This is a genomic window from Plesiomonas sp. ZOR0011 (assembly GCF_000800945.1).
Classification (GTDB): Bacteria; Pseudomonadota; Gammaproteobacteria; order Enterobacterales; family CAMTGL01; genus Plesiomonas; species Plesiomonas shigelloides.
This window is the reverse complement of sequence record NZ_JRKB01000009.1, coordinates 1-26,189: the sequence shown is the minus strand read 5'-3', so window position 1 is coordinate 26,189 and position 26,189 is coordinate 1. Positions and strand designations below refer to the sequence as shown.

Sequence of the window (26,189 nt, the reverse complement as noted above, 5' to 3'; positions counted from 1 at the left end):
GGATCATGTTTTCCCGTGTATTTATTGAACGACCGATTTTTGCCACGGTGTTGTCGCTGGTGATTGTGTTGGCGGGTGTCATTTCGGCCATGAATCTGCCGGTGGAGCAATACCCGTCGATGACGCCAGTACAGGTGCAGGTCACGGCGGTCTATCCGGGCGCGGATGCGCAGACGTTATCCCAGTCGGTGGCCGGCCCCATCGAGGCACAAATCAACGGCGTGGATAACATGCTGTACATGACGTCCAGCTCCTCGTCGAACGGGCAGATGAACATCAGCGTCTATTTCTCGCTAGATACCGATCCGGATATTGCACAGGTACAGGTGCAAAACCGCGTCAGTCTGGCTCTACCTCAACTGCCGCAAGCGGTACAGCAAAATGGCGTACAGGTGCAAAAACGCTCGTCCAGTATCTTGATGTTGGTGGGAGTCTATTCGCCGGATAACCGCTATAACGCCGATTATATTGCTAATTACGCGAACGTTTATGTGCTGGATGCGATTAAACGTATCCCTGGGGCAGGGCAAGCGTCAGTCATGGGGTCGGCAGATCAGGCCATGCGCATCTGGCTAAACCCTGAAAAGATGGCCAATTTAGGGGTGACAACCGATGATGTGCAGCAAGCGGTCGCCAATCAAAACAAATTGTTCAGTGCCGGTCAGATAGGGCAAGCGCCCAACCCACAGGGGACTCAATTGACTTATCCGGTGGTGACACAAAACCCGTATGTTGAGCCGTCTGAGTATGAAAGCATTATCTTACGGGCGCAAAATAACGGCGCGGCGCTGGTGCGGTTGCAAGATGTCGCCAAGGCGCAGTTGGGGCTGAAGCAATATTTGGTGGATACAGCGCTGAATAAAGTCCCGGCGACGTTCTTGGCGGTCTATCTGGCTCCCGGCGCCAATGCGCTCGAAGTGTCCAAAAATGTGGCGGATACCTTAGAGAGCTTAAAGCCAACCTTCCCTGAGGGGATGGATTACAAGATCACGTTGGATACCACCGATTTCGTGCGGATCTCCATCGAAGATGTGCTGCACACACTGGTAGAAGCGATTGTGCTGGTAATTGCGGTGGTCTACCTATTCTTGCAAAGCGTACGGGCGACGTTGATTGCGATTGCTGCGGTATTCGTCGCGTTAATCGGCACGTTCGTGGGCATGCTGGCGCTTGGGTTTACCATCAACCTGTTGACCTTGTTCGGCATGATCTTGGCCATCGGACTGGTGGTGGATGACGCCATCGTGGTGGTGGAAAACGTTGAGCGTTTGATGCACGAGCAGCACTTATCGGCGAAAGAGGCTTCACTGGCGGCAATGAATGAAATCTCCACCGCATTGATTTCGGTGGTGTTGGTGCTGTCATCGGTATTTATTCCGGCAGCCTTCTTAACCGGTACCACTGGCCAGCTGTATAAGCAGTTTGCGGTGACCATTGTGATCTCGGTTGTGCTGTCAGGGTTCGTGGCGCTGACGTTAACGCCAGCGCTGTGTGGCTTGTTCCTCAAGCCGGGGCAGATGGCGCAGAGTGGCTTTTTCGGTTGGTTTAACCGGATGTTTGCCTCACTCACCACGCGCTATGGCCGCGGGGTGCGCTTGACCATCGAGCGTACCACCTTGGCGCTGGTGCTGATGGGGGTGATGATAGGTGCCATCGTCATGATGTTTCGTGCCTTGCCATCCAGCTTTGTGCCACAAGAAGATCAGGGCTATGTGCTGGCAGGGGCGATTTTACCGGATGCCGCCAGTATCCGGCGCACCAAAGAGATCACTGAACAGCTCGATGCAATTTTCGCCGCTAACCCTGAAGTGGATACACGCTCGGCGATTACCGGCTATAACCTGCTCGACAGTTCATTTAAAACCAATACTGCGACGTTCTTCGTTACCCTGAAACCGTTTGAAGAGCGTACCGAGCCTTCGCAATCGGCGGATGCAGTACTGCAAGATATCGCCAAGAAAGCGCGTGGTATCGAAGGTGCCTTTATTCTGCCGATCTCCCCACCGGCGATTCCTGGCTTGGGCGCTACCGGTGGCTTCCAGTTCTGGATCCAAGATATTGGCAATGGCTCTTTGGCGCAGTTGCAGCAAGTGACCAATCAGTTTTTGGCCAAGGCGCGTCAACGCCCTGAGTTGACGGGGTTGTCGTCGACCTTTAACGCCGCCAGTACCCAATTGCAGGCGGATATCGATCGCGATAAAGCCATGCTGCTTGGGGTGCCGGTGCAAGAGGCCTACGGCACGTTACAGACCTTCCTCGCGTCGTCCACGGTTAGTCAGTACTTTGACCAAAGCCGCGTGTGGAATGTTGTGCTGCAGGCCGAGGATCGTTTCCGCGATAATCCATCGTGGTTGATGCAGTTCTATACCCGTAACAATGTCGGCAATATGGTGCCGCTGTCGGCGGTGATGGAAACCAAATATGCCGCCGGTCCTGATTTAGTCCCGCACTTTAACAGCTTCCCGGCGGCGCAAATCAACGGCTCAGCGGCCCCCGGTTATAGCTCTGGTGATGCGATAGCCTTGATGGAGCAAATCGCCAAGGAGACGTTACCGCAAGGCTATAGCTTTGCTTGGTCAGGGCAAGCTTTCGAAGAGAAACAAGCGGGCAGTACTTCCACCGTTGCCTTTGCGCTGGGTTTGGTGATTGTATTCCTGATTTTGGCGGCGCAGTTTGAATCGTGGAGCTTGCCGTGCGCGGTATTGACCGCGGTGCCGTTTGGCTTGATTGGTTCGCTGATTTTCACCATGGCACGCGGTCTTGAAAATGACGTGTACTTCCAAATTGGGCTACTGGTGCTGATTGGTTTGGCGGCGAAAAACGCCGTACTGATCATCGAGTTTGCGGTGGAGCTGCGACATAAAGGCAAAGGCTTGATTGAGTCGGCGATTGAAGCCGGTGAGTTGCGTTTGCGCCCGATAGTGATGACATCATTGGCCTTTATTCTGGGTACCTTGCCGCTGATGTTGGCCAGTGGCGCAGGGGCTAACTCACGTCACTCCATCGGGACCGGTATTGTCGGTGGCATGATCGGCGCGACCACCTTGGCGCTGTTTTATGTCCCGATGTTCTACGTCATTTTTGAGCGCTTGGCCGAGCGCGGGAAAAAATCGCCGCCTCCGAGTGGCGAGAGCGAGGTTACGCCGACAGCCGAGCAATCACCCCATGCGCAACAGCATGCCGATAAAGAGACAAAAGGCGGCCAGAGCAATCAGGAGGGGCAATCATGAGACGCAGCATTCGTCATGCAGTCACACTCACTGTTGCCGGAATACCGTGGTTGCTCAGTGGCTGTATCACTCCGTTTACGTATGAAAAGCCGAAGGTCAGCACTCCCGCTGAGTGGCGTATGCCGTATTCACAGGCCAGTAAACAAGTGCAAATGCGCTGGTGGGAGCAATTTAATGATCCGGTGCTGACCCGCTTGATTCAAACCGCACTGCAGCAGAATTTGGATCTGGTGATTGCTACCCAGCGTATTGAAGAGGCCGCGGGCAAGCTTAGAGAGACGCGCGCTGATCTCTATCCGCAACTCGGTTATGGTGCGGGCGCCAGTCGGCAGCGGCGGTTAGGTGATTACACCTCGACCTATCAAGTCGGTCTGACCGCCAGTTGGCAGCTGGATTTATTTGGCCAGCTGCGGGCGGCGACAGAAGCGAGCAAGGCTCAGATGTTGAGCGCTGAAGAGCAGCGCCAAGCGGTATTGCTGACGTTGGTGACGCAGGTCGCGAACAACTACATTCAACTGTTGAGTTTAGATCAGCAATTACATATTGCTCGTAGCACGGCGGCTGCGCAGCAAGAGTCACTGCAGATCTTCCGCTTGCAGTTCAATGCTGGCGTGATTTCACAGTTGCAGCTGAACCAAGCGGAGTCGCAGTACTACCAAGCGCAAAGTGAAGTGCCACGGCTGCAAGATAGCATTGCTCAGCAGGAAAATGCGCTGTCGGTATTGCTGGGGGTTAATCCGCAGGCGATCCCACGTGGGCAGACCTTGGATGGTTTGAGTTTGCCAGCGATTCCGGCGGATTTGCCGTCTACGTTGTTGCAGCAGCGCCCAGATATTCGTGTGGCCGAGCAAAATTTGGTGGCCGCACAGGCGAATTTGGCCGCAGCGCGTCTGGCTTACTTCCCGACCATTTCGTTGACCGGAGCGTTGGGCAGTTTGAGCTTGGCGTTGACGGATTTGCTGACCGGCCCCGCGGCGCTGTGGAGCTTGGGCGCAGAGTTGGCCGGCCCTATCTTTACCGCAGGCAGTATTGAGGGCCAGATACAGCAAGCCAGTGCGCAGCAACAACAGTTGTTAGCGGAGTATCAAAAGGCGATTCAAAATGCCTTTGCCGACGCCAACAATGCGCTATCGGCGGTGGTGAAAATCAAAGAGCAGCAAGACACGTTACAGCAACAGGTGGATTCGCTACGTAGCTACGCACGCCTCGCGCGTTTGAGCTATGACAGCGGGAATACGCCTTATTTGGAAGTACTGGATGCCGAGCAAACACTGTTTACCACGGAATTGAACCAAGTTCAGGTGCAAGGGCAGGCGATTCAGTCGATCGTAAATGTGTATGCGGCGATGGGCGGTGGCTGGGTAACACAGGCAGACAGCATGACGGTGAAGGGTAAAACTCGTTAAACCATCGGTAGGCTAATAACGATGCAAGAGTGAACAAAGGCCACGTGGCAAAACTGCTCCGTGGCCTTTGGTTTGTTTAGTGTGTCATGTTCAGTGTGTCATAGCGCAGTTTGTAGCAGCACCGCTATAACAGCAGCTCGATAACAGTGCCGTTACAGCGATGACGTCCTATCAGCGCCAATATACCAGCGTCGCTTTTATTTAACTTCTTCGCCTTTGGCCTGCAGATCCGCATGATAAGAAGAGCGGACAAACGGACCACACGCGGCATGGGTAAAGCCCATTTCCAGCGCTTTTTGTTTGAAGTCATCAAATTCAGCTGGGCTGACATAACGCTGTACCGGCAGGTGATGACGGCTTGGCTGCAGATATTGGCCCAGCGTCAGCATCGTTACGCCGTGAGCGCGCAGATCTTGCATCACTTGCAAAATCTCTTCGTTAGTTTCACCGAGCCCCATCATCAGGCCTGACTTGGTCGGCACATCCGGATGCAGTTCTTTGAATTTTTGCAGCAAGGTCAGCGACCACTGATAGTCTGCGCCCGGACGAATTTGACGGTACAAGCGCGGCACGTTTTCCAGATTGTGGTTGAACACATCCGGTGGCGTTTGCGCGAAAATATCCAGCGCCTTGTCCATCCGACCACGGAAGTCAGGGACCAGCGTTTCGATGCGGATATTTGGGCTTTCGGCGCGGATACTGCTGATGCAATCCGCAAAGTGCTGCGCACCGCCGTCGCGTAGATCATCGCGATCGACAGAGGTGATCACTACATACTTCAGCTTCATATCACGGATAGTGCGGCCAAGTTTGGCGGCTTCTTCCGGATCGACCGGCAGTGGACGGCCATGTGCCACATCGCAGAACGGGCAGCGACGGGTACAGATAGCGCCGAGGATCATGAAGGTCGCGGTGCCGTGGTTAAAGCATTCAGCCAGATTCGGACAAGAAGCTTCTTCACACACCGAGTGCAGACCGTTGTGGCGCATGGCAGATTTGATTTCTTGGATCCGAGTGGAATCAGCGGGCAGCTTGATTTTCATCCATTCGGGCTTACGCAGGCGCTCACTCTGTTCAGCGGCAACGTTTTTCACCGGAATTAATGCCATTTTATCGGCATCACGGTATTTCACGCCCCGTTCAATCTGAATAGGTTTACTCATTGGTCAGTGGTTTCCAACTAGAATACTCAGCACCGGAGTAACCGAGTAATTTGATAAATTCCTGCACCAGAACCGGCTCGACCTCTGCCACCGTTTCAGGACCGCCCAGATCTTTTGTCTGAGTCATCTCCATGCCGGCGTATCCGCAAGGGTTGATTCGGGTGAAGGGAGACAAATCCATATTAATATTGAGGGCCAGTCCGTGGAACGAGCAGCCCCGCCGGATCCGCAGACCCAGAGAGCAGATTTTTTTATTATCAATATAGACGCCGGGAGCATCGGCACGCGCTGCGGCGGTCAGGGAGAAGTGAGCCAGTGTATTGATGACGGTGTTTTCGATATGGCTGACCAACTCGCGAACACCGAGACGGCGACGGCGCAGATCCACCAACACATACATAACGATTTGACCCGGACCATGGTAGGTGACCTGACCCCCGCGATCAGACTGGATCACCGGAATATCACCACAGGCCAGTAAGTGCTCAGCCTTGCCAGCTTGGCCTTGGGTGAAGACCGGGGGATGTTCGACCAGCCACACTTCATCAGCGCAATTTTCGCTGCGCTGATCAGTGAAGTCATGCATCGCTTGCCAGACCGATGCGTAATCCTGCATGCCCAAACGGCGTACAATCAAAGTTTGATGTTGCAAAAGCATCACCATAAAGTTGTGATTATCAGGTGCATTATACGGTGTTGCCGGACAAGCGAAAGCCTGATTACAGCACCATACGTACGATATCGATGGCACCCAGCTCTTCGTACAGGGTTTCGACCTGATCGATATGGGTAGCAGTGATAGTCACAGATACGGAGTGGTAGTTACCTTTGCTGCTTGGCTTAACGCTTGGGGTGTAATCGCCCGGCGCATGCTTTTGCACAACGTTCAGTACTTTGTCTACCAATTCTGGCTGTGCCAAACCCATGACTTTGTAAGTGAAAGAGCATGGGAATTCCAGCAGTTCATTCAGTTTGGTCTTTTGCATAATCATGTCTCCTATCAGGGGAGTGAGTGCCTCCGTTGCTAGATAAAATTAAAGGGTATCCCTACTCTCTAACAGGAATACGAGCACCGGATGGGATGCGTGTTATTCGCATCGCGCTAAGGCGGTGTGTATTATCCGCACGAATCTGCAGCCTTGTCAGCATATCTTTGTATGCCGACTTTCTTGCGTTGTACGCTATTGGCCGCAACAAAAAACGATCCCGGCAAGAGGCCGGGATCATCCTTGAGATAACGTTGTTACGCGTTACTGTTTACTATATGGGGGCGAAATTAGCCAAACCAACGGTGGAACAGTAAAGTGAAGTAATCCATCAGACGGCTAAAGATCCCGCCTTCTTCGACGTTATTTAATACCACCAGCGGCTGAGTATCAATATCTTTGCCATCCAGCTGGAAGTAGATTTTACCGACAGCTTCGCCACGCTTAAGTGGTGCTTTCAGCTCTTTATCCAGCACAAAGTGCGCTTTCAGATCGTTAACTCGACCACGTGGTACGGTCAGGTAAACATTTTTCAGCACGCCGAGGCTCACTTCTGACTTGTCACCAAACCAAACGCGCTCTTTGGTAAATTCGCGATCGGCTTTCAGCGGCTCGATGGTTTCAAAGAAACGGAAGCCCCATGTCAGCAGTTTTTTACTTTCTGCCGCGCGCTGTTGTGAACTGGAAGCACCAATGACTGCGGCAACCAGACGCATCTGGCCTTCTGTCGCGGAAGTCACCAAGTTATAACCGGCAGCGGCGGTGTGACCGGTTTTGATTCCGTCCACATTCATGCTCTTGTCCCACAGCAGGGAGTTACGGTTTGGCTGGGTGATCCCGTTATAGGTAAAGGATTTTTCCTTATACACGGCGTACTCATCCGGCACATCACGGATCAGCGCGGCGCCCAGTGTCGCCAAATCACGCGCGGTACTGTACTGATCTGGGTTATCCAGACCGTGTGGGTTCATGAAGTGGGAGTTGGTCATGCCCAGCTGCTTGGCATAGTTGTTCATCATGTCGGCGAAGGAGTCTTCGCTACCGGCAACGTGTTCAGCCATCGCCACACACGCATCGTTACCGGATTGAATGATGATACCGCGGTTCAGGTCAGCCACTTTGACCTGCTTACCCACCTCGATAAACATCTTGGAGGAGTCCGGGTAGTTTTTGCTCCATGCGTTTTTGCTCACGGTGACCATGTCGTCCGGCGAAATTTTACCGGCTTTGATTTCGCGGCCGATAACGTAGCTGGTCATCATCTTGGTCAGACTGGCCGGCAAAACCTTCATATCGGCATCGCGCTCAGCCAGTACTTTTCCTGAGTTGTAATCAATCAGGATATAAGACTTTGCCGCGATTTCAGGCGCTGCAGGAATGGTGGTATCTGCCTGCGCATAGCATGCGGAAACCGATAGAGTACCGAGCAGCAGAGCCCGAATAGATTGGGTAAATGTAGTTAATTTCATGGTCTGTGTGTGACTTCTTCCATGGTGAAACAAAAAGTTAAATGAACAAGGTATCCGCTACCCTCACTGACAGGGCGGGTTTTATCAGCGTCCGGCGCCCGCTAAAACAAACGCTTGCTGATAGTTTTCGACCTTCAGACTGTCTCGGAGTTCCTCAGCTTGTGCACGTGAGCTCAGCGGTCCTAGCTGAACTCGGTAAAACGCACCAGCCGGTTCGATTTTACCGCTGACTTGGTGACTTTGTTTAAGCTGAGTAAGCAATTGTTTGGCCCGCTCCGCATTACTGATCGCGACCACTTGCACCATGTAGCCATCAGTGCTGCTAGCGGCAGGAGTGTATGTGTGTGTTGTCGCGGTGCGGGAGGCGACCGGCGCTGCTACGGCAGGCTCGGGGATCACTTCTGGCTCACCGGCAGGGGCGGCAAAGTGAATGCGCGTGTTGTTGCCTTCGGTACTGACCATGGTGGTGACACCGTTTTGATCGGTGTTGCTGTACATCGGTAAGGCTTGCTGCTTCGCCGGCGCATCTTCAATCGGGCCCGGCTGGCTCAGGGTTGGCTGCGCAGCACTGCTGGTATAACTGTTATCCGAATAGCTGCTTGCGGCGTAAGAGCTGTCTGCGCTGCGCGCCGCAGGTTGTGCATACTCAGGCTCACTGGCTTCGTGATTAACCGGTACGGCGCTACCCAGCGTCTCCATTTGTGGCGACATATCCAGAGCAAAAGATTGAGTCTCTTCACCCTGATCTTGTGGCTGATTGGCCGCATCCTGATGTGGCGCTGGCTGCTGGGCGGCACATCCTGCCAGCAGCAAACTGAAGACAATTGCGGAAACGCGTAAATTGCGCATGAAGTCCCTCATACGTTTTTAGATAACATTTTACGGTGGGTATGGATAGACATCACGATACCAAAACCGGCCATCAGAGCAATGATGGAAGTACCACCATGACTGATCAGTGGCAGCGGTACCCCCACCACAGGAAGGATACCACTGACCATACCAATATTCACAAATACATACACAAAGAAGATCAGGGTGATACCCCCGGCTAGCAGACGGCCAAAGGCGGTCTGCGCACGTGACGCGATCACTAGGCCACGGGCGATGACAAACAGGTACAAGGCCAGCAGCACTAAGAAGCCGATCATCCCCAGCTCTTCGGCGATCACCGCGAAAATAAAGTCTGTGTGGCGCTCTGGCAAAAACTCCAGCTGGGACTGGGTACCGTGCAGCCAACCTTTACCAAACACGCCACCTGAGCCGATGGCAATCTTGGATTGGATAATGTGGTAACCTGCGCCCAGCGGATCGCTTTCTGGATTGAGCAGAGTCAGTACCCGCGTGCGCTGATAATCGTGCATCAGGAAGAACCACAGTACCGGCACGAAGGCGGCGATCAACAATACCGCGCCCAAAATGAAGTACCAGCTGATGCCGGATAAGAACACGATGAACAGACCCGAGCTGGCAACCAGCACCGAGGTCCCCAAGTCGGGTTGCGCCGCAACCAGTAAAGTTGGGACAAAGATCAGGATCAGTGCGATGACCGTGTTACGCGACGAGGGCGGTAATGGCTCGCGGCTGATAAAACGCGCCACCATCAGCGGTACCGACAGTTTGATTAGCTCCGAAGGCTGAAAGCGGATGAAGCCTAAGTCCAGCCAGCGCTGCGCCCCTTTGGAGATCGCACCGAACAGGTCAACCAGCACCAGCAAAATCACCCCGACGATATACAGGTACGGTGCCCAGCTTTCATACACGCGCGGTGGAATTTGCGCCATGCCGAACATCGCCAGCAGACCTAAGCTGACCTGCGCGATTTTACGCTCCATCATGTCGATGTCCTGACCGCTGGCGCTGTACATCACAAACGCGCCCATCATCAGCAGCAGTAACAACCCCGTCAGCAGCGGGAGATCGATATGAATGCGATCCCAGAATGAACGAGGGCGATTGGGATTGGTATCAGTCATTCGGAGTATGATCCTGTGTCGCAGCCGGCAGATCGGTATCGTTCTTACCCAGCAAAATATGGTCGAAAATCTTACGTGCGATTGGTGCACCGTTGGTGGAGCCGCCTCCGGCGTTCTCCAGCAAAATGGAGACGACGACTTGTGGGTTGTCATACGGCGCAAAACCGGTGAACCAAGCATGGTCGTGCAGGTAATTGGCCAGTTTCTTCGCATCGTAAGTCTGATTTGGTGCCAGACTAAATACCTGCGCGGTACCCGACTTACCAGCCGACTTGTACGGCGTGCCAGCAAATGAGCGACGGGCTGTACCGTTTGGTCGGTTATTCACGCCGTACATACCGTCTTTGGCGATTTCCCAGTAGCCGGAGTCTTTCACGCCAATCGAGGGCAGATTTTCTTCCGGATAGTTCATGGTGATGCCGTTACCCTGAATGCTCTTTAACAGGTGTGGCGGTTTCACCTCGCCATCGTTGATTAAGATGGTCATGGCTTTGGCTAGCTGCAATGGGGTGGCGGTCCAGTAACCTTGGCCGATCCCCACCGGAATGGTATCGCCCTGATACCACGGCTTACGATAACGGGCCATTTTCCATTCCCGTGATGGCATGACGCCCGAGCGCTCTTCTGAGATATCCACGCCGGTATACTGACCGAAGCCGAATTTTTTCATCCACTCAGACAGGCGATCGATGCCCATGTCGTAGGCAACCTGATAGAAGAAGGTATCTGCCGACTCTTCAATGGCTTTGGTGATATTCAGCTGACCGTGGCCCCACTTTTTCCAGTCGCGGTAGCGTTTTTCGGAACCCGGCAGTTTCCACCAACCAGGGTCAAACAGCGTGGTTTTGGTGGTGATCGCGCCAGACTCCAGCGCTGCCACGGTAATCAATGGTTTGACGGTGGAGGCCGGTGGATAGGTACCTTGGGTGGTCCGGTTAATCAGCGGGCGATCCGGATCGTTGAGCAGGGCGCTATAGGTCTTGCTCGGAATACCGTTGACGAACAGGTTCGGGTCATAACTTGGGCTGGAGACCATCGCCAGAATGCTGCCATCGCGTGGGTCCATCACCACGACCGCACCGCGGCGTTTACCCAGAATGCGTTCGATATATTGCTGCAGCTCCAGATCTAAGCTCAGCGTAATGTTTTGGCCGGCGGTGGCAGGCTGTTCACGCAGTTTGCGGATCACCTTGCCGCGGTTGTTGACCTCAACTTCTTCTGAGCCCACTTGGCCGTGCAGGATATTTTCGTAGTATTTCTCGATGCCGAGCTTACCGATATCGTGGGTACCGGCGTAGTTGGCTAGTCGACCTTCTTTATCCAGTCGCTCGACGTCTTTATCGTTAATTTTGGCTACATAGCCGATGACGTGCGTCAGCGCCTCCCCATACGGGTAGTAACGCTTCAGGTAGCCTTTCACTTCCACGCCGGGGAAGAGGTATTGGTTGATGGCAAAACGGGCCACCTGCTCTTCATTGAGCGGCGTTTTAATTGGGATAGAGCTAAAGCGGCGCGAGCGCTTGCGCTCTTTACGGAAGTTGGCGATATCTTCGTCGGTCAGGCCCACAATGGGACGCAAAGCAGCCAGCGTCTTATCGACGCTGTCGACTTTCTCCGGCACCATCTCTAATTGGAAGACGGTGCGGTTTTCCGCCAGCAAGATGCCGTTGCGGTCATAGATCAGACCCCGACTCGGCGGGATCGGCAGCAGTTTGATCCGGTTATCATTGGAGCGGGTCTGGTAGTCTTCGTAGTTCTGCACCTGAAGGTGGTACAGATTGGCAACCAGAACACCGCTTAACAGCAGAATGCCGATAAAGGCGACAATGGCCCGGCGAAAAAATAACGCGCTTTCCGACGAGTGATCCCGAAAATGCGTACGATCCTGCTTCATCCGCTATAACAATCCCAATGATAATGCTGTAAACAGCGTAATTATTCCCGGTGATAAGGGTGGTTAGCTGTGATGCTCCACGCCCGGTATAAACTTTCTGCCACCACGACCCGTACCAGCGGATGTGGTAAGGTCAGGGGAGATAAAGACCAACTTTGGTCCGCAGCCGCTTTACACGACGGCGCCAGACCTTCCGGCCCGCCAATCAAAAAGCTGACGTCGCGGCCATCTTGCTTCCAGCGCTCCAGCTGTTCGGCCAATTGCTCGGTCGTCCACGGTTTGCCCGGAATATCCAGCGTTACAATCCGGTTGCCTTTTGGGATGGCCGCCAGTGTTTGTTCGCCTTCTTTTTCCAGAATGCGCTTGATATCGGCATTTTTGCCGCGCTTTCCGGCTGGAATTTCCAGCAGTTCAAACGGCATGTCTTTGGGAAAACGGCGCACATATTCTTGAAAGCCCGTTTCAACCCAGGCCGGCATTTTGGTGCCGACCGCGACCAGTTGCAGTTTCACCGCTTAGCTCCAGAGTTTTTCCAGTTGGTACAGGGCGCGGCTCTCTTCTTGCATGATGTGCACAATCACATCACCCAGATCCACGATCACCCATTCACCGGTTTGTGTACCTTCGATCCCCATCATATCCGCACCTGCCAGACGGGCTTCTTTAGCCACATAGTCAGCGATGGAAGAGACATGACGGCTTGATGTACCGGTAGCGATCACCATGTAATCGGTGATGCTGGACTTGCCGCGTACATCTAAAGGCAGGATATCTTGGCCTTTCAGATCGTCAATTTTATCAATAACAAAGTCTTGGAGTGTCTTGCCTTGCAAAGGTTCCCCCTGACCGGAAATCAGTTCCGGTGATATGCAGTTAGCCGAAAATAGGCGGCGGAGTATAGCATGCGACTAGCGTGATGAGTACAGGCCATGCTGTGTGATGTAGGTGGCCACTTCGCAGGTAAGCCAGTCATCGCACGGTTGTCTGTTTTGCAAACGCTGGCGGATGGCGGTGGCTGAAATAGGATATTCCGGTGTTTCGGCCAAAAATACCGTGCCGGCCGGTTGGTGGTGCAGCACGTTGCAATCCGTGGTCAGACGCGGGTGTAGCCAGTGCTGAAATGCCGCATCATCCGGCATCCGCGCATAACCGGGGCGCGCGCATACCAGTAAGTGCGCGTAGTCCGTCAGCTCCTGCCAGCGAAACCAGCTGGGCAACGTGAGCAGGGAATCTTGACCGATGATAAAGGCCAACGGTTGGCGCGGGCCTATCTCACGGCGCACTTCTTCCAGCGTTTCGATGGTGTAGGACGGCGTGCTGCGTTGCAGTTCGCGCAAATCCGGCACAAACAGCGGGTTAGCTGCACAGGCGAGACGCACCATCTCGGCGCGCTGGGCGGCAGATGCGACCGGTTGTGGCCGGTGTGGCGGCACATTGTTGGGCATCAGCCGCACTTGGCTCAGTTGTAACGTGCGGGCTAAGGCTTGCACTGGCTCTAAATGACCGCGATGCAGCGGATCAAAGGTGCCGCCATACAGACCGATGAGCGGCAGCGTGGCTGCTGGGGATAACGCATGCTCAGTCATGTCGATGGTGACCCCAGATCCAACACATGGCCACACACACCACAGCTGAGGGTTTGCAGCGCAGGCCACGGATTGCTGCTGTAATCTTGTTTGACGCTGCGTTCGAGCGCGGCAAGTTGCGTGAACAGGACCGTCAGCTGTGGCAAGGTCAGGCGCTGGACTGCATGAGTCAGTAACGGACGACGGTTTTGCCACACTTTATGCTGATCGAACAGAGTGCGCAGCGGTATACCGCGTTGCATCTGCTGGTGAAATTGCAGCACGAGCTGTAATTCCCGTTGCAGGGTACGCAACAAGATCACCGGTTCGACATCTTCGTTTTTCAGCTGCTCCAAAATGCGCAGGGCGCGTTTGGTCTTGCCTTCGAGGAGCGCATCCAGCCAGTGATAAGGGGTAAAGTGCGCGGACTGGTTAACGGCAGATTCGACGCGTGGCAGTGATAATTTGCCATCGGGAAACAGCAGACGCAGCCGCTCAAGAGCCTGACCCAGCGCCAGCAGGTTGCCTTCGTAGCAATGACACAGCAAATTGAGCGCCGGTTCATCGAGTTGCAGTTTCAGCGAACGAGCACGCTGGCTAACCCAACGCGGAAGCTGGGCTAACTCCGGTGTCTGGCAGCTGACTAAGGTAGCGTTTTGCTGCGACAGTGCTTTAAACCATTTACTGTTTTCTTGTGCGCGGGTTGGCTTGCCGCCTTGGATCAGCAGCAAAATATCGGGATGTAACATGCCGGCCAGCGCAACTAATGGTTCGCTGTTATGCGCACCGGGGCCGCTTTCTGGCAAGGTGAGCTCGATAATTTGCCGAGCGGAAAACAGACTCATGGCTTGGGCGCAGTCAAAAATAGCATCCCAATCGGTTCTATTATCAAGGGTAAAACTGTGGCGCTCTTCGAAGCCGTGTTGACGGGCGTGCTGGCGTAGGGTATCGAGACTTTCTTGCAACAGCAGCGGTTCGTTACCAAGGAGCAGGTAACAGGCGCGCAGCCCGTGTTGCAGTTGCGCGCCAAGTTGTTCCGGATAAATTTTATTCATCAGGTTCAGATTATTGTGCCGGCGCAGAGTTGGCCGGCAGGGTGTCCGTAGCCGCTGGGGTACGGGCCTGAATAGTCAGCAATTTCAGCATCAGGCGGCGGGCCGCTTCCTCATACATCTCGTCGCGCAGCAAATCTTCTTCAGCTGCTTTGGCGAGTGCAGTATTCGGGTTATCGAAGAAAGAACGGGTTACCTGAACTGACAGCGGATAGAGATCCTGACCTGGGATCAATACGCTGGCATTCACGTTCAGAGTAATGTTTTTCTCGGCGGCAATACCGTTACGGAAAACGGACACGACCGCATCGCCTTGGCCGGAGCCGTTGATACGCAGCGTCGGTAACTGGTGTACCCCCGGCGTGGTATCACTGACGATAGTGATGTCATTGAGCTGCATCTGCTCGCGTACCGCGCGGGTTAGCGGGCCGTACGGGTCATAGCTTTGCAGGCTCATTTTCTGTAGCGGTTGTGGGATTTGAGTTGTCCCACGCAGATGGAAACCGCAGCCTGCCGTGGCGGCTAATGCCACCACGGTCAGGATTGTCATTAACGGCTTGAGTAGCGATGCTTTCAGCACGTAAATGCTCCTGTGTTAGCCGACAACCACGTTCAGCAGTTTGCCAGGTACGTAGATCACCTTACGGATGCTCACGCCTTCCATGTGTTTGGCGATGTTGGCATCAGCAAAGGCTACTTCCTTCACTTGCTCTTCGGTGGCATCGGCCGCAACAGTCACTTTACCGCGCAGCTTACCGTTCACCTGTACCACGACCAGCTTGCTGTCTTCGACCATTGCCGCTTCGTCAGCCACTGGCCATGGAGCAACGTCGATATCACCTTCGCCGCCCAGCTCTTGCCACAGAGCAAAGCAGATGTGCGGTGTGATTGGGTACAGCATACGTACCACTGCCATCAGCGCTTCTTGCAGCAGTGCGCGATCTTGCTCGGTCTCTTGTGGCATACGGGTCAGCTTGTTCATCAGCTCCATCACAGCCGCAATCGCGGTGTTGAAGGTCTGACGACGGCCGATGTCGTCGCTCACTTTAGCGATGGTCTTGTGCAGATCGCGACGCAGCGCTTTTTGATCTGCGTTCAGCGCAGCCACATCCAGCGCGCTAACCGGGCCTTGTGCCAGATGTTCAAAGGCCAGACGCCACAGACGCTTCAGGAAGCGGTTCGCACCTTCAACGCCAGACTCTTGCCATTCCAGTGTCATTTCGGCTGGAGAGGCGAACATCATGAACAGACGCACGGTGTCAGCACCGTATTTTTCCACCATTTCTTGTGGATCGATACCGTTGTTCTTGGACTTCGACATCTTGCTCATGCCGGCATACACCAGCTCATGGCCGTCTTGGTCTTGTGCTTTCAGGATGCGACCCTTGTCATCACGCTCGGTGATGATAGCGTCGGTTGGAGATACCCAAATACGCTCGCCGTTGCTACCGGTGTAGTAGAACGCATCAGCCAGAACCATGCCTTGGCACAGCAGGCGCTTGGCTGGCTCGTCGGAGTTAACCAGACCGGCATCGCGCAACAGCTTGTGGAAGAAGCGGAAGTACAGCAGGTGCATGGTCGCGTGCTCGATACCACCGATGTACTGATCCACTGGCAGCCAGTAGTTAGCCGCAGCTGGGTTCAGCATACCGTCGTTGTAATCTGGGCAGGTATAACGTGAGTAATACCAAGAGGATTCCATGAAGGTATCGAAGGTGTCGGTTTCGCGCAGGGCTGGCTGACCGTTAACGGTCACTTTCGCCCACTCTGGATCGGCTTTGATTGGGCTTTGTACGCCGTCCATGGTCACGTCTTCTGGCAGCACGACCGGCAGCATGTCTTCTGGCGTTGGGATTACGGTACCGTCTTCCAAAGTGATCATTGGAATTGGCGCGCCCCAGTAACGCTGACGAGACACTCCCCAGTCACGCAGACGGAAGTTCACGCGGCGCTCGCCTTTACCGATGCTGTGCAGCTTGTCAGCGACGGCATTGAACGCACCGTCGAAGTCCAGACCGTCGAACTCGCCAGAGTTAAACAGAATGCCTTTTTCAGTGTATGCCTGAGCGGAGATATCCAGCTCGCTACCGTCAGCCGGTTTGATTACCGCGTCAATTGGCAGGCTGTACTTGGTGGCAAATTCATAATCGCGCTGATCGTGCGCTGGTACCGCCATGACTGCGCCGGTGCCATAGCCCATCAGTACAAAGTTCGCTACCCATACTGGCACCTTGCGGCCGTTCAGTGGGTGGATAGCGTACAGGCCGGTGGCCACGCCTTTTTTCTCCATGGTTGCCAGCTCAGCTTCGGCCACCTTGGTGTTACGGCATTCGTTGATGAAAGCCGCCAGCTCTGGGTTGTTCTCCGCGGCTTTTTGCGCCAGTGGGTGACCGGCGGCAATACCAACATAGGTCACGCCCATGAAGGTATCTGGACGGGTGGTGTACACGGTCAGCGTGTCATCCATGCCGTCGATATCAAAGGTGATGTCGACCCCTTCAGAGCGGCCAATCCAGTTGCGCTGCATGGTTTTCACCATGTCTGGCCATTCGTTCAGACCGTCCAGATCGCTCAGCAGCTGATCGGCGTAGTCAGTGATCTTGATGAACCACTGTGGGATCTCTTTTTGTTCAACTTTGGTGTCACAACGCCAGCAGCAACCTTCGATTACTTGCTCGTTAGCCAGTACGGTTTGGTCGTTCGGGCACCAGTTCACGGAAGAAGTTTTCTTGTAGACCAGACCTTTTTCGTACAGTTTGGTGAAGAACCACTGCTCCCAACGATAGTATTCTGGCTTGCAGGTAGCGATTTCACGCTTCCAGTCATAGCCAAAGCCCAGCATTTTCAGCTGGTTTTTCATGTATTCGATGTTGTCGTAAGTCCACGGTGCAGGCGCGGTCTTGTTTTTGATCGCCGCGTTTTCTGCTGGCAGACCGAACGCATCCCAACCGATAGGCTGCAGAACGTTTTTGCCCTGCATCCGCTGGTAGCGGGAGATCACATCACCGATGGTGTAGTTACGCACGTGACCCATGTGCAGGCGGCCGGACGGATACGGGAACATGGAGAGGCAATAAAACTTCTCTTTGCTGGCATCTTCGGTAACCTGAAACGTTTTTTTGGTATCCCAATGTTGCTGAACCTTGCCTTCAAGGTCTTCCGGGCGGTATTGCTCTTGCATGCTGACAATCCAGAATTCTGTGGGGTTAGTTAAGTATCACACTTAGAAATTCTCATAGAATAACGTATTGAAGCAAGGTGCAACAATAGCAACCGGCTTTTCCCGTCGGAGTTTAGTGTTTTGCTGTCGATGGAGTACTCTTTTCTTGCAGATTACACTGAATAGAGCAGCGCCCGTTGTGGTGTTGCTGGCCGCGAACAAGCCGCTATCTACCGGTACAGCCTTGCAGGCTGAGGAGGCATGATGAGTAAGTGGACAAAGTACTATCAGGCGTTTATCGAGCGTTTCACCCGTGATTTGCAAACCGGTGAACACCAGATTAATAAGGCGGTGGAGACCACCGAAGCTTATCTGAATGCAACCAGCGATCTGACCCGTGATGAGTTGGCTCTGATCAATGCTTATATCGAACGTGACTTGGCCGAGTTTGCGCAGTCATATGAAGAGAGCAAGGCGGCGTTCAAAGACGGGGTGTTCTACCTGAGCCTGAAAGAGAGTATCTGGCAGGGGTTGGCGGAGATCACCGATAAAACCCAGCTGGAATGGCGTGAGGTGATTGATGATGTAACCCACCACGGGGTATACCAAAGCGGCGAGATTGTCGGTTTGGGGAATCTGGTGTGCGAACATTGTCATCATCGTTTGGTGTTCAACCATCCGGATGTGTTGCCGGTGTGTCCAAAATGCGGCGGTACTGAGTTTAGCCGTCAGCCATTTCAGCCGTAATGCGGATTGATGATATTCAAGACAACAAAAACGCCGTCCTAGGACGGCGTTTTTCATTATGGCGCAGATGCGTTACTTACGGTGTGGCTACTCAGTGGTCGCCACTCACCATTAACGGCGCTGACGTAAAACTGCCGCCGCTGCGATGGCTAAAAGTGATGCAATCCACAATGGCCAGTCACCAAACCGGGCATAGGGCGTTTCACCGCGCATCGGCACCACGGTCGCGCTCAGCACCGCAGTTTTGAATTGCGGGATCTGCTGCTGAATTTCGCCATTGCTATCAATCACGGCAGTGACGCCGTTATTGGTGGCGCGTAGCAGTGGGCGACCCAGTTCAAGGGCGCGCATACGTGCCATCTGGAAATGCTGCCACGGGCCGATAGAGTGACCAAACCACGCATCATTAGAGACAGTCAGCAGGAAATCGGTATCCGGATTTTGCAGGAAATTAGCGCGCATCCGGCTGCCCAGAATAATTTCGTAGCAGATAGCGGTTTCCAGATGGAATTGACCGGCCCGCAGATCCGGCTGCAGGTAATCGCCGCGGCTAAATGAAGACATCGGCAGATTGAACAGCGGCGCAATTTCACGCAGCAAACCTTCAAACGGTACGTATTCGCCAAACAGCACCAGATGGTTCTTGTTATAGCGGTTACGGGTTGGATATTGATACGTCTCTTGCGGATCGCCGAGCACAATCACCGTGTTAAAAAACTGCTTGGTCTGTGGATTACGATCCACCACACCAGTGATCAGCATCGATTTATTGCTGCGGGTGATGCTATCGAGCATGCTCAGCAGCTCATTTTCCTCGGTTTCCAGTGACGGAATCGCCGCTTCCGGCCAAATCACCAGATCGCCGCGTTGCAGATACGGACGCGACATATCGAGGTAAGTTTGCAGTGTCGGGATCCGATAGGCTGGCTCCCACTTGAGCTCCTGATCGATATTGCCCTGAACCAGCGCCACGTTGATTTTGCGCTCGCCATCGGCTTTCACCCAATGCAGATTAGCCAGTGGCAATGCCGCGAGTGGTAGTGCGACCGCGACTACGGCAGGGATCACCTTACGACGCACCAGCGCCAGCGTCAGCAGGCCGCTGATGAGCATCAGGGCAAAGGTAATGCCTTGCACGCCAGTGATGGGCCCCAGCCCGCGCAGTGGGCCATCAATCTGGGTATAGCCAAATTGCAGCCACGGGAAGCCGGTGAGCATCCAGCCGCGCAGAAACTCGGTGAAGGTCCACAGTACTGGCGCAGCAAACACCAAACGGGCAGCATTGGCATACGGCAAGAGACGCGCCAGTAAGGCGGCAAACAGCGCCGGATAGAGCGACAGGTAGGCAGCCAGTAACGCCACCAATACCCAGCCGACCGCCACCGGTAACCCGCCAAATTGCTGGATACTGACGTTGATCCAGCTAATGCCGGTGATAAACAGGGCAAACCCCCAGACAAACCCAACCAACGCAGCCTGTTTGGCTGAACGGTTTAAGGTCAGCAGGAGTAATCCCATCAAAGACAGCAGAGCACACGGCCAAAAATCAAACGGGGAGTAGGCCAGTGTACCCAAGGCGCCAAACAGCGCCGCCAGCGGTAGCGCAAACCGCCGGCGAGTTAACAGTTGCATCATACAGCTCAGTCAGCCAAATCAGGTTGAGGGGCATCGTCGGGAATGGTTACCCGCACTTGAATTATCCGGCGGCTGTCCGCCATGGTGACCTTAAACTGATAGCCATCGATGGTGACCTGCTCTCCCCGCGCGGGAAGATGGCCGAAGCTTTGCATGATCAGACCACCGATAGTGTCGACCTCTTCATCACTGAAGTGGGTACCAAAGGCGTCATTGAACTCGTCAATCGGGGCGAGGGCATTGACCGCAAAGGTATGCCGGCTCAGCTGACGAATATCACGATCGTCCTCTTCGTCGTACTCATCTTCAATCTCGCCGACGATCTCCTCGAGAATATCTTCGATGGTTACCAGACCGGACACCCCACCGAATTCATCGATCACGATAGCCATGTGGTAGCGCTGTGAGCGGAAGTCCTTCAGCATGCGGTCAACCCGCTTACTTTCGGGCACTACCACGGCAGGGCGCAGCACTTTGCTGATGGCAAACGGCTCGGCATCGCTACGCATAAACGGCAGCAGATCCTTGGCCATCAGCAGGCCTTCGATGTGATCTTTGTCTTCGCTGATCACCGGAAAACGTGAATGGGCGGATTGAATAATCACGTCAATACACTCATCCAGTGACTGGTTGACCTTCAGGGTAACGATCTGAGAACGGGGGATCATGATATCGCGAACACGCAGTTCGGAGATTTCCATGACACCCTCGATCATCTCGCGGGTTTCCTGATCGATCAGCTCGTTCTGCTCGGAGTCCCGCAGGACCTCAAACAGTTCATCACGGTTTTTCGGTTCACCGTGAAAAAGCTGGGTTAACAGTTGACTGAAGAATCCCTTTTTCTGACTGGGGCCATCAGTGTTTTGCGAATGGTCGTCGCTCATGTGCTCTATTTAGTTAGTTAATCCAGGTCTTTTTCGGCAGCATACGGATCGGGATACCCCATCTCCTGCATGATTTCCGTTTCCAAAGACTCCATTTCTTCGGCTTCTTCGTCCTCAATATGATCATAGCCCAGCAGATGCAAACTGCCGTGTACCACCATATGAGCCCAGTGGGCCGAAAGCTCCTTTTGTTGCTCTACCGCTTCGGCTTCAACAACCTGACGGCAGATAATCAGATCGCCCAGCAACGGCAGTTCAATGCCTGGCGGGGCTTCAAACGGGAAAGATAACACATTGGTAGGCTTATCTTTGCCGCGATAGGTTAAATTTAGATGATGGCTTTCTTCTTCATCCACAATGCGGATGGTGACTTCGGCTTCCGGTTGAAAGCCGAGCACTGCGCCATCGAGCCAACGCTGAAAGTCAGCGGCGGCCGGTAAACCGCTATCATTCTGACAGGCAATCTGCAGATCGAGTTCCACGCTCATTATTATTCGTTCTCACTGGTAGGAGCAAGTGCTGTAATTTCAGTCACTTCCGAAGTCGCTGCTGGCGCTGACAGCGCTAAAGCTTCTAGGCGACGCTGTTCGGCCTTTTCTTCTCGGTGACGCTGGTCTTGTGCATCCCACGCTTCATACGCCTGCACTACACGGGCGACAACCGGATGACGCACGATATCTTCGGTCATCAGGAAGTTGAAGCTGATGTCTTCCACATCCTTCAGCACTTCAATGGCGTGACGCAAGCCAGAGCGCTGGCCACGTGGTAAGTCAACCTGCGTGACGTCACCGGTGATCACCGCTTTGGAATTAAAGCCAATCCGCGTCAGGAACATTTTCATCTGTTCGCTGGTGGTGTTCTGGCTTTCATCCAAAATGATGAAGGCATCGTTCAGCGTTCGACCACGCATGTAAGCCAGCGGGGCGATTTCAATCACGTTGCGCTCAATCAGCTTTTCTACGCGCTCAAAACCCAGCATCTCGAACAGGGCATCGTACAGCGGGCGCAGATACGGGTCGACTTTCTGGCTCAGATCGCCCGGCAAGAAGCCTAGTTTTTCACCGGCCTCTACCGCAGGACGCGTCAACAGAATACGACGGATTTCTTGACGCTCCAGCGCATCGACTGCGGCAGCAACCGCCAGATAGGTTTTACCGGTACCGGCTGGGCCGACGCCGAAGGTGATGTCATGGCCAAGGATATTGGCAATGTAATGGGCTTGATTTGGCGTACGTGGCTTAATCAGACCGCGTTTGGTTTTGATCACCACTTCTTTGCCGTATTGCGGCAACTCAGCATTGACCTGCTCCAGCACACGACTTTCGGTGATAGCCAGATGGATTTGGTCCGGCTCCAAATCAGGGATCACACCACGCACCGGCGCAGTATCCACATACAAACGCGTGAGGATCTGGCTGACCGCCTCTACACACAGTTGTTTGCCAGAGATCTGGAAAAAGTTATCACGACGGATAATTTCCACGCCCAGACGGCGCTCCAGCTGTTTTAAGTTGTCGTCAAACGGGCCGCACAGACTCAGCAGACGCTTGTTATCCGCGGGGGTCAGGGAAATTTCGTGGGTATAGACCTTGTTCAAATTCAACCTCTTAAATTACTGCCCGCAGCGCGGGCAGTGTCAGTTAAGCGCTTAAGAGGATTTAAGGTGCGTAAGTACCAACCCCTAAATCATCTTCCTTACGGGTACGGGCGATCACGCTCTCTGGTGACTCGACGACCCGCAGATTCATTTCATCTTCGGTGCGCAGCAGTTTACCGCGCAGGGAGTTCGGATTGACATCGGTGATTTCGACATCAACAAATTTACCAATCAGATCCGGTGTACCTTCGAAGTTCACCACGCGGTTGTTCTCGGTACGGCCAGACAGCTCCATTACGCTCTTACGTGACAAGCCTTCCACCAAAATACGCTGTGTGGTGCCGAGCATACGGCGGCTAAACTGCATCGCTTGCTGGTTAATGCGCTCTTGCAGAATGTACAGACGCTGCTTTTTCTCTTCTTCCGGCACATCATCCGGCATATCGGCTGCCGGTGTACCTGGGCGTGCAGAGAAGACAAAGCTGTAGCTCATGTCGAATTCTACATCGGCAATCAGCTTCATGGTCTGCTCGAAGTCTTCTTGAGTTTCACCTGGGAAGCCGACGATAAAGTCAGAGCTGATCTGAATGCCTGGGCGAGCTTTGCGGATCTTGCGGATCAGCGATTTGTATTCCAGCGCGGTGTGCGCACGCTTCATCATGGTCAAAATGCGATCGGAGCCGCTTTGTACCGGCAGGTGCAGGAAGCTCACCAACTCAGGGGTGTCTTCGTACACCGCGATGATGTCGTCAGTAAACTCGATCGGGTGGCTGGTGGTAAAGCGCAAACGGTCGATACCATCGATAGAGGCAACCAAACGTAGCAGTTCGGCGAAGGTGCACTCGCTGCCATCATGGTTAGTGGCGCGATACGCGTTCACGTTTTGACCCAGCAGGTTAATCTCACGCACGCCTTGCGCGGCCAATTGCGCGATTTCCAGCAGGATATCATCTGCCGGACGGCTCACTTCCTCACCACGGGTATACGGTACCACGCAGTAAGTACAATATTTGTTGCAGCCTTCCATGATAGATACGAACGCTGTCGGGCCTTCCGCACGTGGCTCAGGCAGGCGGTCAAACTTCTCGATTTCAGGGAAGCTGACGTCCACAATCGGGCTGCGATTGCCGCGCAGACGATTGATCATCTCAGGCAAACGGTGCAGGGTTTGTGGGCCGAATACGATATCCACATACGGCGCGCGCTGACGGATATGGTCGCCTTCTTGTGACGCCACACAGCCACCCACCCCGATGATCAGATCTGGGTTTTTCTCTTTCAGGTTTTTCCAGCGTCCCAGTTGATGGAACACTTTTTCCTGCGCTTTTTCCCGAATGGAGCAGGTATTGAGCAGCAGAACGTCTGCCTCTTCTGCTTCTTCAGTGAGCTGGTAACCGTGAGTGGAGTCCAGCAGATCGGCCATTTTAGATGAATCGTATTCATTCATCTGGCAGCCCCAGGTTTTGATGTGAAGTTTCTTCGTCATCGAATCTCAGTGCCCAAAACAAAGTGAAACGCCGGCCCGTCGCGGCGGGCAGACAGTATGCAAGCGAACTATTCTACTCATTCACCTGACCGGTGACCAGTTGGTTTGCGTATCGGTTTTTAACCGCTGTGCGCCTAATGCCGCTTTTGGGGCTGTGAAGGTATAGTGTAGGAAAACGAGGTCTGAGTTAGGCGTGAACTTTTTCGTGAATCAGTGGCCTTCGGCGCTGAGTGCGGCGGGCAAATCCGGTACACTTCACCGTAAGCATAATCACAGATGATATTTACAGATGTCAGGTATGGATATGGACAGGCAACAACATACGCTTACGCCGGATCTGCTGGTGGTCGGTGGTGGCATGGTCGGCGCGGCTTTGGCGCTTGGCGCAGCGCAGCAAGGGCTCAGCGTCACCGTACTCGAACAACACGAGCCCGAACCTTGGTCAGCTGAGCTGCCGCCGCAAGTGCGCGTCTCGGCCATCAGTGTGGCGTCGGTCTCGCTGTTGCAGCGCTTAGGCGTCTGGCCACAGATTCAGGCCATGCGCACCTGTCCGTACCGCCACTTAGAAACTTGGGAGTGGGAAGGGGCGCAGACCCGCTTTTCAGCCCAAGAGCTCAATTTGCCCGAGCTCGGTCATATCGTGGAAAACTGCGTGGTACAGTTGGCTCTGTGGCAAGCGTTGCAGGCGCATCCAAAGGTAACGCTGCTGTGTGAGTCTGAAGGCTTTACCCTTACGCGCGAGGATAACCGTTGGCGGCTGACCTTGGCCGATGGTCGTCAATGGCTACCGCGCTTGCTCGCGGGCGCTGATGGCGCGCAATCACGCGTGCGTGCCCAAGCCGGTATCGGCTTAAGTGGCTGGCAGTATCGTCAGTCTTGCCTGTTAGTCACGGTAAAAACCGCAGCACCGCAGCAAGACACTACCTGGCAGCGTTTTTATCCGTCTGGGCCACGGGCATTTTTGCCGCTGTATGGTCAGCATGGGTCGCTGGTGTGGTATGACAAGCCGGCGCGCATTAAACAGCTGTCGGTATTGCCGAATGCGCAGTTACACAAAGCTATTAGCCAATCCTTTCCGGCGCGTTTGGGCGAGTTTGAGGTGCTAGATAAAGGCGCGTTCGCGCTGGTGCGTCGTCATGCACAGCAGTATGTGTTACCGGGATTAGCATTGCTGGGGGATGCGGCGCACACCATTAATCCGCTGGCAGGGCAGGGTGTCAATCTGGGCTTTAAAGATGTGCAAGCCTTGCTGGAGGTACTGGACAGTGCGGTCAGCCATCAAGAAGATATTAGCTCTCTGGCGGTGCTGCGCCGTTATGAGTGTCGCCGTCGACCGGATAACTTACTGATGCAATCGGGCATGGATCTGTTCTATGGCCTGTTCAGTAACGATTTACCGCCGCTGCGTATGCTGCGCAATGTCGGCCTGATGGTGGCGGATAAGTCTGGCGTGCTCAAACGTCAGGCACTGCGTTACGCGCTTGGCCTGTAGCGCCCTGAGCACAAGATCAGTGTAAGAAGAGAAAATGGTAAGGCAGCGCGCTGCGGCAACCTAGCCAACATTGCTGCCGCTTCAAATAGCACGGATATGCAACCCATCTAACCGGCGATCTCACACGAGCGCCGGTTTTTTTGTGCCGCGCAGCGCTCAAATACAGCCTGAAGCGCCAAGTCATGGCTAGCCCAAATAATGAGAAAGGGAGAAAGAAATAGCTGAACGCCAGATAGCAAAAAGGCCCGCTAAAAGCAGGCCTTTTTACTTCGAGAAGAGTGGCTGGGGTGCCAGGATTCGAACCTGGGCATGGCGGGATCAAAACCCGCTGCCTTACCGCTTGGCGACACCCCAACAAGGTGTTTCAAATTAATGGTGGCTATGACGGGATTCGAACCTGTGACCCCAGCATTATGAGTGCTGTGCTCTAACCAGCTGAGCTACATA

Annotated in this window: 22 protein-coding genes and 1 tRNA gene; 4 read left to right on the top strand and 19 right to left on the bottom strand. The window is 54.1% G+C overall.

Annotated features, from left to right (window positions below; translation table 11 throughout):
- Positions 1-5 precede the first annotated feature (5 nt).
- Together L975_RS00530 and L975_RS00525 are read left to right on the top strand one after the other, a co-directional pair.
- Complete coding sequence (locus tag L975_RS00530) at positions 6-3,230, top strand: efflux RND transporter permease subunit (RefSeq protein ID WP_072032992.1); 3,225 nt, start codon at positions 6-8, stop codon at positions 3,228-3,230.
- On the top strand, positions 3,227-4,636 hold the full coding sequence (locus L975_RS00525; protein WP_072032991.1) for an efflux transporter outer membrane subunit: 1,410 nt from the start codon (positions 3,227-3,229) through the stop codon (positions 4,634-4,636). Before L975_RS00530 ends, L975_RS00525 begins: the two co-directional genes overlap by 4 nt.
- Before the next feature lie 197 nt (positions 4,637-4,833).
- Here the strand turns inward: L975_RS00525 and lipA are convergent, their stop codons facing one another.
- From lipA to leuS, 13 genes are all read right to left on the bottom strand, one after another.
- Positions 4,834-5,799, bottom strand: coding sequence for a lipoyl synthase (gene lipA, locus L975_RS00520; RefSeq protein ID WP_047706635.1), 966 nt, complete (start codon positions 5,797-5,799; stop codon positions 4,834-4,836).
- Positions 5,792-6,463 carry a lipoyl(octanoyl) transferase LipB gene (gene lipB / locus L975_RS00515; protein ID WP_010864276.1) on the bottom strand — a complete coding sequence of 224 codons (672 nt, stop codon included), beginning with the start codon at positions 6,461-6,463 and terminating at the stop codon, positions 5,792-5,794. The genes lipA and lipB overlap by 8 nt, the downstream gene beginning before the upstream one ends.
- Positions 6,464-6,518: 55 nt before the next feature.
- Positions 6,519-6,785: a DUF493 family protein YbeD gene (gene ybeD, locus L975_RS00510; protein WP_010864275.1), complete on the bottom strand. Its 267-nt coding sequence runs from the start codon at positions 6,783-6,785 to the stop codon at positions 6,519-6,521.
- Positions 6,786-7,075: 290 nt separating this feature from the next.
- Entirely contained in the window at positions 7,076-8,254 is a 1,179-nt protein-coding gene (locus L975_RS00505; protein WP_010864274.1) for a serine hydrolase, read from the bottom strand.
- Positions 8,255-8,338: 84 nt separating this feature from the next.
- Complete coding sequence (locus L975_RS17150; protein ID WP_052181177.1) at positions 8,339-9,103, bottom strand: SPOR domain-containing protein; 765 nt, start codon at positions 9,101-9,103, stop codon at positions 8,339-8,341.
- Positions 9,104-9,111: 8 nt separating this feature from the next.
- The gene (gene mrdB / locus L975_RS00495) at positions 9,112-10,230 is read right to left on the bottom strand and encodes a peptidoglycan glycosyltransferase MrdB (protein WP_010864272.1); all 1,119 of its coding nucleotides are present in this window, start codon (positions 10,228-10,230) and stop codon (positions 9,112-9,114) included.
- Complete coding sequence (gene mrdA / locus L975_RS00490; RefSeq protein WP_010864271.1) at positions 10,223-12,124, bottom strand: peptidoglycan DD-transpeptidase MrdA; 1,902 nt, start codon at positions 12,122-12,124, stop codon at positions 10,223-10,225. The genes mrdB and mrdA overlap by 8 nt, the downstream gene beginning before the upstream one ends.
- A 41-nt stretch (positions 12,125-12,165) precedes the next feature.
- Positions 12,166-12,636, bottom strand: a complete 471-nt coding sequence (gene rlmH, locus L975_RS00485) for a 23S rRNA (pseudouridine(1915)-N(3))-methyltransferase RlmH (RefSeq protein ID WP_010864270.1) — start codon at positions 12,634-12,636, stop codon at positions 12,166-12,168.
- A gap of 3 nt (positions 12,637-12,639) precedes the next feature.
- A complete protein-coding gene (gene rsfS, locus L975_RS00480; RefSeq protein WP_010864269.1) occupies positions 12,640-12,957 on the bottom strand; it encodes a ribosome silencing factor in 318 nt (105 codons plus the stop codon).
- A gap of 75 nt (positions 12,958-13,032) precedes the next feature.
- Positions 13,033-13,710: a nicotinate-nucleotide adenylyltransferase gene (gene nadD, locus L975_RS00475; RefSeq protein WP_052181176.1), complete on the bottom strand. Its 678-nt coding sequence runs from the start codon at positions 13,708-13,710 to the stop codon at positions 13,033-13,035.
- Positions 13,707-14,744 carry a DNA polymerase III subunit delta gene (holA, locus tag L975_RS00470; RefSeq protein ID WP_047706633.1) on the bottom strand — a complete coding sequence of 346 codons (1,038 nt, stop codon included), beginning with the start codon at positions 14,742-14,744 and terminating at the stop codon, positions 13,707-13,709. The genes nadD and holA overlap by 4 nt, the downstream gene beginning before the upstream one ends.
- Before the next feature lie 10 nt (positions 14,745-14,754).
- Entirely contained in the window at positions 14,755-15,321 is a 567-nt protein-coding gene (gene lptE / locus L975_RS00465) for an LPS assembly lipoprotein LptE (RefSeq protein ID WP_010864266.1), read from the bottom strand.
- 15 nt (positions 15,322-15,336) lie between these two features.
- A complete protein-coding gene (gene leuS / locus L975_RS00460) occupies positions 15,337-17,922 on the bottom strand; it encodes a leucine--tRNA ligase (RefSeq protein ID WP_047706631.1) in 2,586 nt (861 codons plus the stop codon).
- Positions 17,923-18,165: 243 nt separating this feature from the next.
- On the opposite strand from leuS, the gene L975_RS00455 reads away from it, so the two are divergent.
- Entirely contained in the window at positions 18,166-18,648 is a 483-nt protein-coding gene (locus tag L975_RS00455; protein ID WP_039045530.1) for a zinc ribbon-containing protein, read from the top strand.
- Positions 18,649-18,759: 111 nt separating this feature from the next.
- Here the strand turns inward: L975_RS00455 and lnt are convergent, their stop codons facing one another.
- From lnt to miaB, 5 genes are all read right to left on the bottom strand, one after another.
- On the bottom strand, positions 18,760-20,283 hold the full coding sequence (lnt, locus tag L975_RS00450) for an apolipoprotein N-acyltransferase (RefSeq protein ID WP_047706629.1): 1,524 nt from the start codon (positions 20,281-20,283) through the stop codon (positions 18,760-18,762).
- Between the two features lie 5 nt (positions 20,284-20,288).
- Positions 20,289-21,167, bottom strand: coding sequence for a CNNM family magnesium/cobalt transport protein CorC (gene corC / locus L975_RS00445; protein WP_010864262.1), 879 nt, complete (start codon positions 21,165-21,167; stop codon positions 20,289-20,291).
- 17 nt (positions 21,168-21,184) lie between these two features.
- On the bottom strand, positions 21,185-21,658 hold the full coding sequence (gene ybeY / locus L975_RS00440) for an rRNA maturation RNase YbeY (protein WP_152105426.1): 474 nt from the start codon (positions 21,656-21,658) through the stop codon (positions 21,185-21,187).
- Positions 21,658-22,764, bottom strand: a complete 1,107-nt coding sequence (locus tag L975_RS00435; RefSeq protein WP_010864260.1) for a PhoH family protein — start codon at positions 22,762-22,764, stop codon at positions 21,658-21,660. Before L975_RS00435 ends, ybeY begins: the two co-directional genes overlap by 1 nt.
- Positions 22,765-22,825: 61 nt before the next feature.
- The gene (miaB, locus tag L975_RS00430; RefSeq protein ID WP_039045532.1) at positions 22,826-24,250 is read right to left on the bottom strand and encodes a tRNA (N6-isopentenyl adenosine(37)-C2)-methylthiotransferase MiaB; all 1,425 of its coding nucleotides are present in this window, start codon (positions 24,248-24,250) and stop codon (positions 22,826-22,828) included.
- Positions 24,251-24,554: 304 nt separating this feature from the next.
- On the opposite strand from miaB, the gene ubiF reads away from it, so the two are divergent.
- Positions 24,555-25,742 carry a 3-demethoxyubiquinol 3-hydroxylase gene (gene ubiF / locus L975_RS00425; protein WP_039045686.1) on the top strand — a complete coding sequence of 396 codons (1,188 nt, stop codon included), beginning with the start codon at positions 24,555-24,557 and terminating at the stop codon, positions 25,740-25,742.
- A gap of 279 nt (positions 25,743-26,021) precedes the next feature.
- Here the strand turns inward: ubiF and L975_RS00420 are convergent.
- Positions 26,022-26,096 (bottom strand) — tRNA-Gln (locus tag L975_RS00420).
- Positions 26,097-26,189: the final 93 nt, after the last annotated feature.

What these genes read in the sequence shown, in the direction of transcription:
- L975_RS00530 (WP_072032992.1), top strand. Translation starts at nt 6, where the DNA reads ATGTTTTCCCGTGTATTTATTGAACGACCGATTTTTGCCACGGTGTTG.
- L975_RS00525 (WP_072032991.1), top strand. Translation starts at nt 3,227, where the DNA reads ATGAGACGCAGCATTCGTCATGCAGTCACACTCACTGTTGCCGGAATA.
- lipA (WP_047706635.1), bottom strand. Translation starts at nt 5,799, where the DNA reads ATGAGTAAACCTATTCAGATTGAACGGGGCGTGAAATACCGTGATGCC.
- lipB (WP_010864276.1), bottom strand. Translation starts at nt 6,463, where the DNA reads ATGGTGATGCTTTTGCAACATCAAACTTTGATTGTACGCCGTTTGGGC.
- ybeD (WP_010864275.1), bottom strand. Translation starts at nt 6,785, where the DNA reads ATGCAAAAGACCAAACTGAATGAACTGCTGGAATTCCCATGCTCTTTC.
- L975_RS00505 (WP_010864274.1), bottom strand. Translation starts at nt 8,254, where the DNA reads ATGAAATTAACTACATTTACCCAATCTATTCGGGCTCTGCTGCTCGGT.
- L975_RS17150 (WP_052181177.1), bottom strand. Translation starts at nt 9,103, where the DNA reads ATGCGCAATTTACGCGTTTCCGCAATTGTCTTCAGTTTGCTGCTGGCA.
- mrdB (WP_010864272.1), bottom strand. Translation starts at nt 10,230, where the DNA reads ATGACTGATACCAATCCCAATCGCCCTCGTTCATTCTGGGATCGCATT.
- mrdA (WP_010864271.1), bottom strand. Translation starts at nt 12,124, where the DNA reads ATGAAGCAGGATCGTACGCATTTTCGGGATCACTCGTCGGAAAGCGCG.
- nadD (WP_052181176.1), bottom strand. Translation starts at nt 13,710, where the DNA reads ATGACTGAGCATGCGTTATCCCCAGCAGCCACGCTGCCGCTCATCGGT.
- holA (WP_047706633.1), bottom strand. Translation starts at nt 14,744, where the DNA reads ATGAATAAAATTTATCCGGAACAACTTGGCGCGCAACTGCAACACGGG.
- leuS (WP_047706631.1), bottom strand. Translation starts at nt 17,922, where the DNA reads ATGCAAGAGCAATACCGCCCGGAAGACCTTGAAGGCAAGGTTCAGCAA.
- L975_RS00455 (WP_039045530.1), top strand. Translation starts at nt 18,166, where the DNA reads ATGAGTAAGTGGACAAAGTACTATCAGGCGTTTATCGAGCGTTTCACC.
- lnt (WP_047706629.1), bottom strand. Translation starts at nt 20,283, where the DNA reads ATGATGCAACTGTTAACTCGCCGGCGGTTTGCGCTACCGCTGGCGGCG.
- corC (WP_010864262.1), bottom strand. Translation starts at nt 21,167, where the DNA reads ATGAGCGACGACCATTCGCAAAACACTGATGGCCCCAGTCAGAAAAAG.
- miaB (WP_039045532.1), bottom strand. Translation starts at nt 24,250, where the DNA reads ATGACGAAGAAACTTCACATCAAAACCTGGGGCTGCCAGATGAATGAA.
- ubiF (WP_039045686.1), top strand. Translation starts at nt 24,555, where the DNA reads ATGGACAGGCAACAACATACGCTTACGCCGGATCTGCTGGTGGTCGGT.